Source organism: Dolomitihabitans soli (assembly GCF_022213955.1).
Classification (GTDB): Bacteria; Actinomycetota; Actinomycetes; order Streptosporangiales; family Streptosporangiaceae; genus Streptosporangium_A; species Streptosporangium_A soli.
Map to the genome: position 1 here is coordinate 290955 of NZ_JAKNTW010000008.1, position 15550 is coordinate 306504.

Sequence of the window (15550 nt, forward strand, 5' to 3'; positions counted from 1 at the left end):
CCCGGTATTTACGCTGCGCGCAGTATTGACATAGCGGTCACTATGTGAATTACTCACGATATGTCACCTCCTTTACGGTTGACCAGAGCAGCGGCCAAGGCACGCACGCGGGAGCTCCTGCTGGCCTCCGCAGCTCAGGTCTTCGCAGAGCAGGGCTATGCCGGCGGCTCCGTCGACGAGATCGCCGCACGGGCGGGTTACACCATCGGCGCGCTCTACTCACATTTCTCCGGAAAGGATGAACTTTTCCTAACGCTGTTCGACGATCGGGTGGCCGGCCATCTTCGTGCCATCGAGGAAATCGTCGAGCATTGTGGGGTCGACGACGACGCCGCGTTCGCCGCATTCGGTGACTATCTGACCACGGTGGCCGACAGCCGGTCCGGGTGGTCCGGCCTGGAATCGGAGTTTCTCCGCTACGCCCTGACCCGTGCCGAGCTGCTCGCCAAGGTCACCGAACGACGGGAGTCGGCACGTGACGCCATCGCGCGGCTGATCTCCAGGCGCGCCCCGTCATGGGCGGACGCCCAGATCACGGCCACGGCGATCATCGCGTTGTTCGAAGGGCTCCTCATGCAACGCCGCGTCAATCCCGCCTCCGTCCCCCCCGTCGTGTTCGCCGGCGCGCTGCGCCGCCTGCTCGCGCAGGCGACCTCGTGATCGACCCGGTGTCCGTGCTCGGTTTCGACCCGTTCGACCCCGGCTTCCTGCGCGACCCGTACGAGCACTACCGGCGGCTGCGCGAGCGCGGGCCGCTGGTGCGCACCGAGGCGGGCATGTGGGTGGCGACCGGCCACGCCCCCTGTACGGCGGTGCTGCGCGACACCCGGTTCGGGCACGGAGGCGTGGTCCGGCCCGCCCGGTCCTTCCTCACGATGGACCCGCCCGAGCACACCAGGCTGCGCGGGCTCGTCAGCCGGGCGTTCACCCCCCGGATGATCGAGCGGCTGCGACCGAGGATCGTCGCCATCACGGACGAGCTGATCGCCGGTCTGGAGGCCGACGCCGAGGTGATCTCCCAGCTGGCCTATCCGCTGCCGGTCCGGGTGATCAGCGAGATGCTCGGCGTGCCGCCGCGCGACCATGAACGGTTCCAGAGCTGGAGCCTGGCCCTCGCCCGCGGCCTGGACCCCGGTTTCCTGCTCCCGCCCGACGTGCTGGACGCCCGCGAGCAGGCCCGGATGGACTTCCGTGCGTACTTCGCCGACCTGTTCGTCAGGCTGCGCGCCGAGCCGGGCGACGATCTGCTCAGCGAACTCCTGCGGCAGGACGAGATGACCGAGGACGAGCTGTTGTCCGCGTGCATCCTGCTGATCGTGGCCGGGCACGAGACGACGGTCAACCTGATCGGCAACGGCGTGCTCGCGCTGACCCGTGCCGGCCAGGCCGGCCACCTCGCCGACCATCCGGACCACGCGCCCGCGGTGGTCGAGGAACTGCTGCGCTACGACCCGCCGGTCCAGCTCACCACGCGGGTCGCGAACACCGACGCCGAACTGTGCGGCACCCTCGTGCGGAAGGGCGAGACGGTCCTGGCCCTGCTCGGCTCGGCCAACCGCGACCCGGTGGCCTTCGCGGACCCCGACCGGCTGGATCTCGGCCGGTTCGCTACCGCCCGAAACGGAGCAGCCCGGCCGTCGGGCCGCCATCTGGCCTTCGGGCTGGGCGTGCACTTCTGCCTGGGCGCGCCGCTGGCCAGGATGGAGGCCGAGATCGCCCTGACCGCGCTGGCCGGGGCGGCGCCCGGGCTGGTTCTCACCGACCCGGCGCCGCCGTACAAGGAGAATCTGGTGTTGCGCGGCCTGGCCTGGCTGGCGGTCAGGAAGTCGGCTTGACCAGCGGGAACAGGATGGTCTCGCGGATGTTCTTGCCGGTGAAGGCCATCACCATCCGGTCGATTCCCGCTCCCATGCCACCGGTGGGCGGCATCGCGTATTCCAGTGCGGTCAGGAAGTCCTCGTCAAGCTGCATGGCCTCCAGGTCGCCGCCGGCGGCGAGCAGCGACTGCTCGGTGAGCCGGCGCCGCTGCTCGATCGGGTCGACCAGCTCGGAGTAGGCGGTGCCCAGCTCGGTGCCGAAGCCGATGAGATCCCACTTCTCGGTGAGCAGCGGGTTCTCGCGGTGCTGGCGGGTGAGCGGCGAGGTCTCGATCGGGTAGTCCATCACGAAGGTGGGCTGGATCAGCGTGTGCTCGACGAGCGCCTCGAAGATCTCCTGGACCAGCTTGCCCTGTCCCCACTTGGCGTCCCAGTGGATCTCGCGCTTCTCGGCCCACCTCCTGAGCTGCTCGACCGGCGTCTCGGTGGTGACCTCCTCGCCCAGCGCCTCGGAGACCGAGCCGTAGAGCGTGATCCTCGGCCACCGGTCACCGCCGAGGTCGACCTCCCTGCCGTCGTTCACCACGACGGTCGTGCCCAGGGCGGCCATCACCGCCTTCTGGTACATCCGCTGGGTGAGGTCGGCCATGTCGTTGTAGTCGAGATAGGTGCCGTACGCCTCGAGCATGGTGAACTCGGGGTTGTGCGTGCCGTCCGCGCCCTCGTTGCGGAAGTTGCGGTTGATCTCGAAGACCTTCTCGATGCCGCCGACCACGAGCCGCTTGAGGTACAGCTCGATCGCGATGCGCAGGTAGAGGTCCATGTTGTAGGCGTTGATGTGGGTCTTGAAGGGCCGGGCCGTCGCGCCGCCGTGGATCGGCTGCAGCATCGGCGTCTCGACCTCCAGATAACCCTCCTCGTGCCAGAAGTCGCGTACGGCCCGCACGGTGTCGCTGCGCACGTGGGCCATCCGGCGGGCCTCGTCGTTGACGATGAGATCGACGTAACGCTGCCGGACCCGCGCCTCGGGGTCGGTGAGCCCGGCGTGCTTCTCCGGCAGCGGGCGCAGGCACTTGGAGGTGATCTGCCAGCGGTCGGCGAGGACCGACAGCTCGCCGCGCCTGGAGGTGATGACCTCGCCCTCGATGCCCACGTGATCGCCGAGGTCGACGTCGCGCTTCCAGGCGGCGAGCGGCTCCTCGCCCACCTTGTCGAGCGAGATCATGATCTGGAGGTCGCCCGAGCCGTCGCGGATCGTGGCGAAGCAGAGCTTGCCACCGGTCCGTGACAGCATGACGCGGCCCACGACGCCGACCTTGTCGCCCGTCGCGGTGTCCGGCTCCAGTCCCTGGTATTTCTCCCGGAGCTCGGCGGCGGTCGCCGTGCGCGGGAAGGTCACCGGGTAGGGGTCGACGCCCTCGCTGCGGAGGCGGTCGAGCTTGTCCCGGCGGATGCGCATCTGCTCGGGAAGATCCTGGGTCGGGGTCGTGTCATCGGTCACAGGCACAGGTTACCGAGGTCTTCAACCCCGTTTCGTACGGCTAGGCGGTGTTGCGGTGATAGATCAGGCGCAACCCGATCAACGTCAGCCATGGCTCGTGCACGTCGATGGACCTGGCCTCGCCCGCGACCAGCGGCGCGTGCCCCCCGGTCGCGACCACGGTCACGTCGTCGGGATCCTCGGCCAGTTCGGCGGCCATCCGCTCGACGATCCCGTCGACCTGCCCGGCGAAGCCGTAGATGATGCCCGACTGGAGGGCCTCGACGGTGTTCTTCGCGATCACCGATCGGGGCCTGATCAGCTCGACCTTGTGCAGCTGGGCGCCGGCGGCGGCGAGCGCGTCGACGGAGATCTCGATGCCGGGCGCGGTGACGGCCCCGACGTACTCCCCCTTGGCGGAGACCGCGTCGAAGGAGGTCGCGGTGCCGAAGTCGACGATGATGCACGGCCCGCCGTACAGGCTGATGGCGGCGAGGGAGTTGACGATGCGGTCGCTGCCGACCTCTTTGGGGTTGTCCATCCTGACGGGCACGCCGGTGCGCACGCCCGGCTCGACGATGACGGCCGTGACGTCGCCGTAGTAGCGGCGGCACATCTCACGCATCTCGTTCAGCACGGAGGGGACCGTGGAGCAGATCGCGATCCCCCCGACGTCGGCGTTCTTGAGCAGCGGGGACTGGGCGAGCAGCCCCTGGAGCACCACGGCGATCTCGTCGGCGGTACGGCGGGCGTCGGTGGCGATCCGCCAGTGCTCGATCACTTCCTCGCCCTCGAACAGGCCGAGGACGGTGTGGGTGTTGCCGACGTCGATCGTTAGCAGCATCAAGTCCCCCGGAGGTCCAACGCGATATCGAGTGCGGGCGCCGAGTGGGTGAGCGCTCCTACCGCGAGGTAATCAACGCCAGTTTCGGCCACATCCCGGGCGGATTCCAAGGTCAATCCCCCACTGGCTTCCAATCGCGCCCGATTTTTCACCAAATGTACGGCTTCCAGCAGCATTTCCACCGAGAAGTTGTCCAGCAGGATCTCCTCGGCCCCCTCGGCGAGCACCGGCTCGATCTGGTCGATGCGATCCACCTCCACCTCGATCGGCAGGTCAGGGTATGCCTGCCGGACGGCACGGAAGGCCGCGGCCACCCCGCCGGCGGCCACCACGTGATTGTCCTTGATCAGGGCCGCGTCCGACAGGGACATCCGATGATTGACTCCGCCGCCGCACCGCACGGCGTACTTCTCCAGCGCGCGAAGCCCGGGGAGGGTTTTTCGGCTGTCCCTGATCCGCGCCGCCGTACCCGCCACGGCCTCGACCCACCGGGCGGTCGTGGTGGCGATTCCGGACAGGTGGGTCAGCAGGTTGAGGGCGGTCCGCTCGGCCGTGAGAAGGTCGCGGGCCGGGCCGGTGACGGTCAGCAGGACGTCGCCCCGCCGTACCCGCTCGCCGTCCTTCACGTGCCGCTCGGTCGTGAGCCTGCCGTCGGAGGCGTGCGCGAACAGCCCTTCGGCGACCGCCAGGCCGGACACCACGCCCGCCGCGCGAGCCACGACGTCCGCGACGGCCTGCCCGCCCGCCGGGATCGTCGCCACGCTCGTGACGTCTCCCGCGGCCGACAGGTCCTCGGCCAGCGCGCTCTCGTAGACGGTGACGACAGCCGCCGGGTCCAGACCGGCCTCCGTCAGGTCGGTCTCGATCCGCGGCGGCAGCGCGGTCGTGTGCGGGCGGTAGGTCATGGCGAGTCCCTCCTCTGACAGGGTGGCGTCGAGATGTCCGAGCCACCAGGCGTCCTCACGATCCGGATGATCTTCACGCCAGTGCGAGCCGCGGGTCTCCGCCCGCCGCATCGCCGCCGCGACCAGCACGGAGGCCACGGTCAGCAGGTTGGTCGCCTCCCACGACTCGGTGCACGGCGGCACCTGGACGGGCGTCCACCGGGCGTCGACCAGCGCATGGGCCACCCGGCCGAGGCTGTCGCCGCTGCGCAGCACGCCCGCGCCCAGGCTCATGTGCCCCTGGATCCGGGCCCGCGCGCGCGGATCGACCAGGCCCTCGGGACGCCCCTCCGCCGCCGGCGGCCCCGGCGCGCGGTCGTGGGCGTGCACGTCCGCCGCGATCCGCTCGGCGAACACCAGCCCTTCGAGCAGCGAGTTGGAGGCGAGCCGGTTCGCACCGTGCACACCGGTGCAGGCGACCTCGCCGCACGCGTAGAGGCCGGGGACGGACGTACGGCCGCGCAGATCCGTGCGGACCCCGCCGCTGGCGTAGTGGGCGGCGGGCGCGACCGGGATCGGCTCCGTCACCGGGTCGATGCCGTGTTCCAGGCAGACCGCGTGGATGGTGGGGAAACGGGTGCGCCACATCTTCTCGCCGAAGTGCCGCCCGTCGAGGTAGACGTGGTCGGCGCCGGACTCCCGCATCCGCCGCATGATCGCCTTGGCCACCACGTCGCGCGGCGCGAGATCGGCCAGTTCGTGCACGTCGCGCATGAACCTGGTCCCCTCGGCGTCGACCAGGAACGCGCCCTCGCCCCGTACGGCCTCCGAGACCAGCGGCTGTTGCCCGGTGGAGTCGGGCCCCAGCCAGAGCACCGTCGGATGGAACTGGACGAACTCCACATCCCGCACCACCGCCCCCGCCCGGAGCGCCAGCGCCACCCCGTCGCCCGTGGACACGACCGGATTGGTGGTGGCCGCGTAGATCTGCCCCATTCCCCCGGTCGCCAGCACCACGGCCCGCGCCCTGACGGCCCCCACGCCGTCCCTGGCGCCCTCGCCCATCACGTGCAGGGTGATCCCGCACACCCGGCCGTCAGCGTCCTTCTGGAGGTCGAGAACCAGCGCGTGCTCGATCACCTCGATCCCGTCCGCCGCGCGCACCGCCGCCACCAGCGCCCGCTGCACCTCCGCCCCCGTGGCGTCGCCCCCCGCGTGCACGATCCTGCGCCGCCGGTGACCGCCCTCCCGCGTCAGCTCCAGTTCCCCCCGCGCGTCGCGGTCGAACTCGGCGCCGTGCGCCATCAGCCGCCGCAGCGCGGCCGGCCCCTCGGTGACCAGCACCTGTACGGCGGGCTCGTCGCACAGCCCCACGCCGGCGATCAGCGTGTCGCTCCGATGCTCGGCCGGCGAGTCGTCCGGGTCGAGCACGGCGGCGATCCCGCCCTGGGCCCAGCGCGTCGAGCCGGCCGACAGCACGTCCTTCGTGACGACCAGGATGCGCGCGCCCGGGTCGAGTTCGGCGTACCCGAGCGCGACGGTCAGCCCGGCTATGCCGGACCCCACGACGACCACATCGGCAGAGACCGTCCACCCGGGCGCCGGCGCGGACAACCGCATCGGGATGGCTGGGGCACTCACGGGCCACCTCCCCGTCCGGTGCCGAGCACCGGGATCGTTATTTCGTCAGCATGACGATAACCCCCGCCCGCACGCCATCCGCCTTCGGGGTCCCATCAGTCGCCCGGCGCTCGGTGCCGGCCCCGTCAGCCGAAGGTGACGACGACGTTGTCGATGAGCCGGGTGGTCCCGACCCGGGCGGCCACGGCTAGTACGGCGTCGCCCACGTGCCCGTCGGGGATCTCGGTGAACGTGGCGGGCTCGACCAGGGCGAGGTAGTCGAGGAGGAGCGGGGGGTCCGCGTGGGCGGCGGCGTCGAGGACCTCGCGGGCGGCCTGCCGGACCTCCGGGGGCGTGGCGCGGGAGGATCCCTCGTTGAGGGCTGTGGAGAGGGACAGGGCGGTGGCCCGGTCGGCGGCGGAGAGGTAACGGTTGCGGCTGGAGAGGGCCAGGCCGTCGGGCTCGCGGACGGTCGGGGCGCCGAGGATCTCGACGGGCAGGTCGAGGTCGGCGGCCATCCGGCGGATCAGCGCGAGCTGCTGGGCGTCCTTGCGGCCGAAGACGGCGACGTCGGGCCGCACGAGGTTGAAGAGCTTGAGGACCACGGTGAGTACCCCGTCGAAATGCCCCGGGCGGAACGCGCCCTCGACGATCGCGCCCATCTCGCCCGCGCTGACCGACACCTGCCGGTCGGGACGGTACATGTAGTCGGCCGAGGGGGCGAAGACGAGCCGCACCCCCTCTTCCTGGCAGACCTCCAGGTCATCCATAAATGTCCGGGGATAGCGCGAAAAATCCTCGTTTGGTGCGAACTGGAGGGGGTTGACGAAGATGCTCACGGCCACCTGGTCGGCGTGCTCGCCGGCGAGCCTGATCAGCGACCGGTGCCCCTCGTGCAACGCCCCCATCGTCGGCACCAGCGCGAGCCGGCCGACGCCCAGCTCGGTCCTGGCGACGTCCAGCTCCGCCCGGTCACCGGCGACGATCACGTCCATATGTTGCCCCCCAGGGCGTCCAGGAGGCGCTCGGCGGCCTCGGGCTTCAACAGACCGGCCGCCAGCGCCCGGTCGGCCGTGAGCCGCGCCAGGGCGACGTAGGCGTCGGCGGCCTCGGGTGCGGCGACGATCAGGGCGTCGACGTGTTTGCGGACCGTGCCCGCGTCGCCGCGCACGACCGGGCCGGTGAGCCCGGCGATGCCCAGGCGGAGCACGTTGTCGAGGGCCGCGCCGAGCAGCGGGCCGAGCATCCGCCCCGGATGCTCCACCCCGATCTTCTCCAGCAGTTCCTGCGACTCCGCGATGAGCGTGACCATGTGGTTGGCGGCCTGGGCGAGGGCCGCGTGATAGAGGGCGCGGTCGGCGTCCTCGATCCAGACCGGCTCGCCGCCCATCTCGATGACCAGCGCCTCGGCCACGGGACGCAACGCGGCGGGCGCGGTGACGCCGAACGAGCAGCCGACGAGGCGGCGCAGGTCGTCGTCCCTGCCGGTGAAGGTCATGACCGGATGCAGCGCGAGGGGGAGCGCGCCCACTCTGGCCGCCGGTTCGAGCACGTTCAGCCCGTAGGCGCCGCTGGTGTGCACCAGCAGCTTGCCCTTGAGGTCGACGCCGGTCGTGGCCAGGCCGGAGACCAGGCCCGGCAGCACGTCGTCGGGAACGGTCAGCAGCACGAGCTCCGCCGCGCTCACGACCTCTTCCGGGGCGACCGGCGTGGTGCCCAGCCGTTCGGCCGCCCGGCGGTGCGAGGCGTCGGACACCCCGCTGACCGCCGTCACCCGATGGCCGGCGACCGCGAGCGCGGCGCCGAGCACCGACCCGACCCGGCCGGCGCCGAGCACACCCACGGCGAGCCGTGCCGGGCGATCACCTGCGTCCATGTCGTCACGTCCCTGTCGGCCACGGCCGGGCGTCCACGCTTCTGACGCCCCGCTCCGTTGCCAGGGTAACGGGAGCACTTCGAACGCTCCGCACGGCACGCTGCCAGGGGTTTTACCACACTTTGAGATTCGGACAATCGTGATGGGGAAGACATATCTGGACGCCCCTGTCAGGGCGCCCCACCAAGGAAGAAAAGGGGATGAGTCACCGTATAGGTGCCTCTAGAAGCGAACGCCGAGCCCGATCAATGGGCCCGGCGTTCGCGCGTGAACATCACACACTCCCCACAGGGCGGCAAGCCGGACCGCACCCGGTGGGGGCCGGGTCGGGACGGTGCCGCTCCCTGATGAAGGCAACGATAGCGCAAAGCGACGGCACTGAGTAGTCATCCAATCACTCCGCGTGTCACGGTGACACCATGGCTGAGCGAGTCAAAGGTGATCCCCCGCCCAGCGGCGGGAAGATAACGTCTCCAGGTGTGTGGCTCACCTGGCGCGCGGCGATGGAACGGGCCCTCTACGGCGAAGAGGGCTTCTACCTGCGAGAGCGCCCCTCCATGCACTTCCGGACCTCCGTCGGCGCCTCCCCCGCCTTCGCCGAGGCCATCCTGCGGGCCCTGATCCAGGTCGACGAACGGCTGGCCCGGCCACCGCTGCTCGACCTCGTCGACATCGGAGCCGGCGAGGGCACGCTGGTGGGCACGATCCTCGACCTCGCGGAGCCCGGCCTCGTGAGCCGCCTGCGGGTCACCGGGGTCGACCTCGCCGAGCGCCCGCCGGGCCTGCCGGAGCGAATCGCCTGGCGGTCCTCGCCGCCCGGCTCGATCACCGGGCTGGTGATCTGCAACGAGTGGCTCGACAACGTGCCGCTGGACATCGTCGAGCAGAGCACCGACGGCCCTCGCCTCGTGCTGGTGAACCCCGAGACCGGGGAGGAGCGCCTCGGCCCGCCGCCGGACGGGGCCGACCTGGCCTGGCTGGCCCGCTGGTGGCCGCTGCGTCACATCGGCCAGCGCGCGGAGATCGGGCGGGCCCGCGACGAGGCCTGGTCCTCGGTCCTCCGGCGACTGGCGCGCGGCACGGCGATCGCCGTCGACTACGCGCACTCCGCGGCCGACCGGCCCGCCTGCGGCACGCTCACCGGCTACCGCGACGGCGCCCTCGTCATCCCGGTGCCCGACGGCTCCTGCGACATCACCGCGCACGTCGCCCTCGACTCCTGCGCGGCGGCCTTCCAGGGCCCGGCCCTGACGTCCACGACGCTGACCACCCAGCGCGAGGCCCTGCGCGCGCTCGGCGTCACCGGCGCCCGGCCCGCGCCGGCCCGCGCCCACACCGACCCCCGCGGCTACCTCCGCGCGCTCGCCCGCGCCTCGGAGGAGGGCGAGCTGATTGATTCGTCAGGTTTGGGTGGGTTCGGATGGCTATGTCAGCACATTGGGTGACCGCGCTAACCTAGTCGGGCGAATCACGCAGAACCAGGTGGGGAGACGACTCGGTGGAGATCGAGCAGACGGCGCTGCCAGGAATCGGGCTGAAACACGAGTTCACCACCCGATCGGGCCGCAGAGTGGGCGTGATCAGCCACCGGACCGGCCGACGCGACTTGATCATATACGACGTCTCCGACCCCGACCGGGCCTGCGAGAGCGTCAAGCTGAACGACGAGGAGGCCGACGCCCTCGTGGAGCTGCTCGGCGCGCCGCGCATCGTGCAGCGCCTCAACGACCTGCACCGCGAGGTCGAGGGGCTGGTCAGCCTCCAGCTCGCCATCGCGGACGGCTCGCCGTACGCGGGACGGCCGATGGGGGACGCGCGGGTCCGCACCCGCACCGGCGCCTCCATCGTGGCGATCGTGCGCGGCGCTCAGGTGATCGCGAGCCCGACGCCCGACTTCACCCTGGCCGGCGACGACGTGGTGGTCGTCGTGGGCAGCCCCGAGAGCACGTCCGCCGTCGCCGAGATCCTGGCTCACGGGTAGCCGGTGCACACAGCGATCCTGTTTCTCGAACTCGGTGGTGTCCTTCTCGGTCTAGGCGTTCTCGGCGCGCTCGCGCTCCGGGTGGGCATCTCCCCCATTCCCCTCTACCTGCTGGCCGGTCTGGCCTTCGGACAGGGCGGGATCCTGCCGCTGGCCACCAGCGAGGAGTTCATCGCGGTCGGCGCGGAACTCGGCGTCATCCTGCTGTTGTTAACGCTCGGCCTGGAGTACAACGCCGACGAGCTGGTCAGCAGCCTGCGCAGCAACGCCAGGGGCGGAATCGTCGACCTGGTGCTGAACGCCGCGCCGGGCGCCATCGCCGCGCTGCTGCTCGGCTGGGGCCCGGTGGCCGCCGTGGCGATGGCCGGCGTCACCTATGCCACCTCCTCGGGCATCACCGCGAAGGTGTTGTCGGACCTCGGCTGGATCGGCAACAGGGAGACCCCGGTCGTGCTGTCGCTGCTGGTCTTCGAAGACCTCACGATGGCGCTCTACCTGCCGATCCTGACCGCGCTGCTGGCCGGGCTGACCCTGCTCAGCGGCGCCGTCACGGTCGCGATCGCGCTGGCCACCGTCAGCGTCGTGCTGCTCGTGGCGCTGCGTTTCGGCCGGTTCATCGAGGCGTTCGTGGCCAGCCCGAACTCCGAGGTGCTGCTGCTCAAGGTCGTCGGCCTGGCGCTGCTGGTGGCGGGCCTGGCGCAGCAGCTCCAGGTCTCCGCCGCGGTCGGCGCGTTCCTGGTCGGCATCGCCCTGTCAGGCGAACTGGCCGAGGACGCCCGCGCCCTGCTGAGCCCGCTCCGCGACCTGTTCGCGGCGGTCTTCTTCGTCTTCTTCGGCCTGCAGACCGACCCCGGCGCCATCCCGCCGGTCGCCGCGCTCGCCGCCGGCCTCGCCCTGATCAGCATGATCACCAAGCTGCTCACCGGGGCGTACGCCGCGCGCCGGGCCGGCATCGGCAAGGCCGGCCGGGCCCGAGCCGGCATCGCCCTGATCCCCAGGGGCGAGTTCAACATCGTGATCGCCGGGCTCGCCGTCGGCGCCGGAGTCCACCCCGACCTCGGCCCGCTCGCGGCTACCTACGTGCTCATCCTCGCCGCCTTCGGCCCTCTCGCCGCCCGCCTCATGCAGCCCCTCATCACCTCGATCGCCAAACGCGCCTGACAGCCGTCGTCTTAGCGGACGGCGACCTTCAGGGAGGTCAGGCCGCGGATCACGTAGCCGGGCTTCCAGGTGGGTTCCTCGGTGAGTTCCAGTCCGGGGGCGGCGCGGAGGACGGCGGCGAAGGACTCGGCCAGTTCGATGCGGGCCAGCGGGGCGCCGAGGCAGAAGTGGATGCCGGCGCCGAAGGAGATGTGCGGATTGTCGGCGCGGGCCAGGTCGAGCCGTCCGGGGTCGTCGAACACCGTCTCGTCACGGTTCGCGGAGCCGAAGAGGAGAGCGACCTCGGCCCCGCGCGGGATGTCGACGCCCCCGACGGTGATGTCCTCCAGCACCCAGCGCTCGAACAGCTGCAACGGCGTGTCCCACCGCATCAGCTCCTCCACGGCGGTCGGCAGAAGCGTGTGGTCGGCCCTGAGCCGGGCCAGTTCGCCGGGATTGCGGAAGAGCGACCACCAGCCGTTGCCGGTCACGTTGACGGTGGCCTCGTGGCCCGCGTTGAGGAGCAGCACGCAGGTGCCGATCAGCTCGTCCTCGGTGAGGACGTCACCTTCGTCGGCCACCTGGGCGAGGGCGCTGATGAGGTCGTCGCCGGGGGCGTCGCGCCGGGCCCGGGACAGGTCGCGCAGGTAGGCGGAGAACTCCTCGGCGGCGCGCACCGCGGTGTGCTGCGCCTGGCTGGAGGGGTTGAGCTCGTACATCCCGCAGATGTCGGCCGACCAGGGCCGCAACAGGTGGCGGTCGGCCTCCGGCACGCCGAGCATCTCGGCGATCACGGTGACCGGCAACGGCTCGGCGACCTCGGCCAGCAGGTCGCCGCCGCCGCGTTCGACCAGTCCGGCCACCAGTTCGGTGGCGAACGCGCGCACCCGGGGACGAAGCGCCTCGACCATCCGGGGCGTGAACGCCTTGGACACCAGCCGCCGCAGGCGCGTGTGCACGGGCGGCTCGACGTCGAGCATGCCGGTCCTGGTCACCCGCCAGAACGGCTCCTGGAAGTCGGGCTCCGGCTCCCTGCCGAACTCCTCGTGGGTGGCGGCGTGCAGGTAGGAGCGGCCCAGCCGGCGGTCCCTCAGCAGTGCGTTGACGTCGGCGTGCCCGGCGACGAGCCACTGTCCGGTGGGTTCGAAGTAGCTCACCGGCGCCGAGGCGCGCAGTTCCGCGTAGACGTCGTAGGGATGAGCGACGAATTCAGGATTCCACGGGTCAAAACGCACACCGCAATGCTAGATCGCGGGGTTGCGATCAGGTACCGGTTGTCGGTTATAGTTCCGGCGTAGGTCATGAGTGCCAGCGTCAAGCCCCGGCTCGCTGGCCGGCAACCCTCGCGTCCGCGGCGGGGTGCCCCGGGTGAGGACCTGGTCCGGCGCGAGGTGCGTCGGGCAAGCGCGGGCCGCCTTCCGACACCAGGGCAGGGGTCCGATGACCCAAGGAGCCTGGCCATGTCCGTTCTCACCATTCTCGGTCCCGCCCCCGCCCGCACCCCGGCACGGGACACCACCGAGCGCGGCCTACCCCGGGTGCTCGGCGCCGACCTGGAGGTCCCGGTCAAGGGCGGCAGGCTGGTGCCGTACGCGAACCTCGACTACGCGGCGAGCGCCCCCTGTCTGGAGCCGGTGAACGCGGCCGTCGCCGCCGCGCTGCCGGCCTACTCCAGCGTGCACCGCGGCGCCGGCTACGCCTCGCAGCTCACCACCGCCCGCTACGAGCAGGCCAGGCACACCGTGCGGGCCTTCGCCGGAGCCCGCGCCGACGACGCGGTGGTCTTCACCCGCAACACCACCGACGCCACCAACCTGCTGGCCCGCTGCCTGCCCGAGGGCACGACCGTGGTGGTCTTCGACACCGAGCACCACGCCTCACTACTCCCCTGGCCGGACGCCGTACGGCTGGCCCCGCCCGCCTTTCCCGGCGAGGCCGTCCGCGCGGTCGACGACGCCCTGGCCGGCATCGACGGCCCCGCGCTGCTGGTGGTCACCGCCGCCTCCAACGTCACCGGGGAGCTGTGGCCGATCGCGGCCCTGGCCCACATCGCGCACCGGCACGGCGCCCGCATCCTGGTGGACGCGGCGCAGCTCGTCCCGCACCGGCGGCTCAACCTGACCGCGCTCGACCTCGACTACGTGGTGTTCTCCGGGCACAAGCTGTACGCCCCCTTCGGCGCGGGCGCGCTGATCGGCCGTCGTGACTGGCTCGCCGACGCCGAGCCGTACCTGCGGGGTGGCGGCGCCACCACGGCCGTCGCCGAGGAGACCGTCTGGAGCGAGGACGCCGAGCAGCGGCACGAGGCGGGCACCCCGAACGTGCTGGGCGCGATCGCGCTGGCCGCCGCCTGCGACGCCCTGTCGGCCACCGGCTGGACCGCGCTGGTGCGCGAGGAGGAGCGGCTGCTCACCCGCCTGCGGGCCGGGCTCGCGGAGATCGAAGGGGTGCGCGAGCTGGCGCTGTGGGGTCCCGAGCATCCGCGGCTGGGCATCGTGTCGTTCGTGGTCGAGGGCTGGACCGCGCGGGAGGTCGCCGAGGCGCTGTCGGCCGAGCACGGCATCGGGGTGCGTGACGGGAAGTTCTGCGCGCACCCGTTCGTCCGGCACCTGCTGGGCGCCTCCGACGAGGGCTGCCACGACGGTACGGCGAGCGCGGTACGGGCCTCGATCGGCCTGGGCACCGCCACCGAGCACGTGGACCGGCTGATCGCCGCCCTGCGGGATCTTGTCACCCGGCGCTGACGTGGCAGCATGAGCCTATGACCGAACGCATGGTGGGCATCGGCGCGGGCGCCAAAGAGCTGGCCACCGAGGACATGATCCTCAACATCGGCCCGCAGCACCCGTCCACCCACGGTGTGCTGCGGCTACGGCTCACCCTCGACGGCGAGCGGATCAGCGCCGCCGAGCCGGTGATCGGCTACATGCACCGGGGCGCGGAGAAGCTGTTCGAGGTGCGCGACTACCGGCAGATCCTGGTGCTGGCCAACCGGCACGACTGGCTGTCGGCGTTCGCCAACGAGCTGGGCGTGGTGCTCGCGGTCGAGCGCATGCTCGGCATGGAGGTGCCGGTCCGGGCCGTGTGGGCGCGCACCCTGCTCGCCGAGCTCAACCGGGTGCTCAACCACCTGATGTTCCTCGGCTCCTATCCCCTGGAGCTCGGCGCCATCACCCCCGTCTTCTACGCCTTCAGGGAGCGCGAGACCATCCAGGCCGTCATGGAGGAGATCTCCGGCGGCCGGATGCACTACATGTTCAACCGGGTCGGCGGCCTGAAGGACGACCTTCCCGAGGGCTGGCTCGACCGCACCTCCCGCGCCGTCGCGGACGTACGGCGACGCCTGCCCGACATCGAGAACCTGCTCCTCGGCAACGACATCTTCCGCGCCAGGACCGTCGGCGTCGGCGTCCTCGACCGCGACACGATCATGCAGTACGGCGTGAGCGGCCCCATCGCCAGAGCCTCGGGCGTCGACTTCGACCTCCGCCGCGACGAGCCCTACCTGGCGTACGGCGAGCTGCCGGTGAAAGTGATCACCCAGTCGGCCGGTGACTGCCACGCCCGGTTCCTCGTGCTGCTGGAGCAGGTCAAGGTGTCCCTGGATCTCGCCGACGCGTGCCTCGACCGGCTCCGCGAGCTGCCGCCGGGGCCGATCAACCAGCGGCTGCCCAAGGTGCTCAAGGTGCCGGAGGGGCACACCTACGCCTGGACCGAGAGCCCGCTCGGCATCAACGGCTACTACCTGGTCTCCCGCGGCGAGAAGACGCCGTGGCGGCTCAAGCTCCGTTCCGCGTCCTTCAACAACATCCAGGTGCTGCGCGAGATGCTGCCCGGCCATCTGGTCGCCGACATGGTGGCCATCCTGGGCTCGATGTTCTTCGTGGTCGGCGACATCGACAAGTGAC

13 protein-coding genes and 1 riboswitch are annotated in these 15550 nt (G+C 71.2%); of the genes, 7 read left to right on the forward strand and 6 right to left on the reverse strand.

Features of this window, described 5'->3' with window-relative positions; translation table 11 throughout:
• Positions 1-78 precede the first annotated feature (78 nt).
• Positions 79-660, forward strand: a complete 582-nt coding sequence (locus MBA17_RS19090; RefSeq protein WP_238497848.1) for a TetR/AcrR family transcriptional regulator — start codon at positions 79-81, stop codon at positions 658-660.
• Positions 657-1835, forward strand: coding sequence for a cytochrome P450 (locus tag MBA17_RS19095; RefSeq protein WP_238497849.1), 1179 nt, complete (start codon positions 657-659; stop codon positions 1833-1835). The genes MBA17_RS19090 and MBA17_RS19095 overlap by 4 nt, the downstream gene beginning before the upstream one ends.
• Here the strand turns inward: MBA17_RS19095 and lysX are convergent.
• The 5 genes from lysX to MBA17_RS19120 all read right to left on the reverse strand — a co-directional run bounded on the left by lysX (position 1819) and on the right by MBA17_RS19120 (position 8521).
• Positions 1819-3276, reverse strand: coding sequence for a bifunctional lysylphosphatidylglycerol synthetase/lysine--tRNA ligase LysX (lysX, locus tag MBA17_RS19100; RefSeq protein ID WP_238498007.1), 1458 nt, complete (start codon positions 3274-3276; stop codon positions 1819-1821). The two genes, MBA17_RS19095 and lysX, sit on opposite strands and share 17 nt — an antisense overlap.
• Positions 3277-3358: 82 nt before the next feature.
• The gene (locus MBA17_RS19105; RefSeq protein WP_238497850.1) at positions 3359-4141 is read right to left on the reverse strand and encodes a type III pantothenate kinase; all 783 of its coding nucleotides are present in this window, start codon (positions 4139-4141) and stop codon (positions 3359-3361) included.
• Entirely contained in the window at positions 4141-6666 is a 2526-nt protein-coding gene (locus MBA17_RS19110) for an L-aspartate oxidase (protein ID WP_238497851.1), read from the reverse strand. Before MBA17_RS19110 ends, MBA17_RS19105 begins: the two co-directional genes overlap by 1 nt.
• A 125-nt stretch (positions 6667-6791) precedes the next feature.
• On the reverse strand, positions 6792-7640 hold the full coding sequence (gene panC, locus MBA17_RS19115) for a pantoate--beta-alanine ligase (protein WP_238497852.1): 849 nt from the start codon (positions 7638-7640) through the stop codon (positions 6792-6794).
• The gene (locus MBA17_RS19120) at positions 7631-8521 is read right to left on the reverse strand and encodes a Rossmann-like and DUF2520 domain-containing protein (RefSeq protein ID WP_238497853.1); all 891 of its coding nucleotides are present in this window, start codon (positions 8519-8521) and stop codon (positions 7631-7633) included. Before MBA17_RS19120 ends, panC begins: the two co-directional genes overlap by 10 nt.
• Before the next feature lie 419 nt (positions 8522-8940).
• On the opposite strand from MBA17_RS19120, the gene MBA17_RS19125 reads away from it, so the two are divergent.
• Genes MBA17_RS19125 through MBA17_RS19135 form a run of 3 tightly spaced genes read left to right on the forward strand, consistent with a single transcriptional unit; the run spans position 8941 to position 11663 of the window.
• On the forward strand, positions 8941-9966 hold the full coding sequence (locus MBA17_RS19125; RefSeq protein WP_238497854.1) for an SAM-dependent methyltransferase: 1026 nt from the start codon (positions 8941-8943) through the stop codon (positions 9964-9966).
• A gap of 53 nt (positions 9967-10019) precedes the next feature.
• Positions 10020-10502 (forward strand): cation:proton antiporter regulatory subunit, encoded by a 483-nt coding sequence (locus tag MBA17_RS19130; protein WP_238497855.1) that lies wholly within the window; start codon positions 10020-10022, stop codon positions 10500-10502.
• A gap of 3 nt (positions 10503-10505) precedes the next feature.
• A complete protein-coding gene (locus MBA17_RS19135; RefSeq protein WP_238497856.1) occupies positions 10506-11663 on the forward strand; it encodes a cation:proton antiporter in 1158 nt (385 codons plus the stop codon).
• Between the two features lie 11 nt (positions 11664-11674).
• On the opposite strand, the gene MBA17_RS19140 is transcribed toward MBA17_RS19135, so the two are convergent.
• Complete coding sequence (locus MBA17_RS19140; RefSeq protein ID WP_238497857.1) at positions 11675-12877, reverse strand: cytochrome P450; 1203 nt, start codon at positions 12875-12877, stop codon at positions 11675-11677.
• Between the two features lie 62 nt (positions 12878-12939).
• A riboswitch (SAM riboswitch) is annotated at positions 12940-13055 on the forward strand.
• Between the two features lie 47 nt (positions 13056-13102).
• On the opposite strand from MBA17_RS19140, the gene MBA17_RS19145 reads away from it, so the two are divergent.
• Positions 13103-14386, forward strand: coding sequence for an aminotransferase class V-fold PLP-dependent enzyme (locus tag MBA17_RS19145; protein ID WP_238497858.1), 1284 nt, complete (start codon positions 13103-13105; stop codon positions 14384-14386).
• A gap of 17 nt (positions 14387-14403) precedes the next feature.
• Positions 14404-15549: an NADH-quinone oxidoreductase subunit D gene (locus MBA17_RS19150; RefSeq protein WP_238497859.1), complete on the forward strand. Its 1146-nt coding sequence runs from the start codon at positions 14404-14406 to the stop codon at positions 15547-15549.
• Position 15550: the final 1 nt, after the last annotated feature.

Excerpts from the sequence above, each read along its gene's own strand:
- lysX (WP_238498007.1), bottom strand. The coding sequence starts at position 3,276 with ATGCGCATCCGCCGGGACAAGCTCGACCGCCTCCGCAGCGAGGGCGTC.
- MBA17_RS19105 (WP_238497850.1), bottom strand. The coding sequence starts at position 4,141 with ATGCTGCTAACGATCGACGTCGGCAACACCCACACCGTCCTCGGCCTG.
- panC (WP_238497852.1), bottom strand. The coding sequence starts at position 7,640 with ATGGACGTGATCGTCGCCGGTGACCGGGCGGAGCTGGACGTCGCCAGG.
- MBA17_RS19120 (WP_238497853.1), bottom strand. The coding sequence starts at position 8,521 with ATGGACGCAGGTGATCGCCCGGCACGGCTCGCCGTGGGTGTGCTCGGC.
- MBA17_RS19125 (WP_238497854.1), top strand. The coding sequence starts at position 8,941 with ATGGCTGAGCGAGTCAAAGGTGATCCCCCGCCCAGCGGCGGGAAGATA.
- MBA17_RS19145 (WP_238497858.1), top strand. The coding sequence starts at position 13,103 with ATGTCCGTTCTCACCATTCTCGGTCCCGCCCCCGCCCGCACCCCGGCA.
- MBA17_RS19150 (WP_238497859.1), top strand. The coding sequence starts at position 14,404 with ATGACCGAACGCATGGTGGGCATCGGCGCGGGCGCCAAAGAGCTGGCC.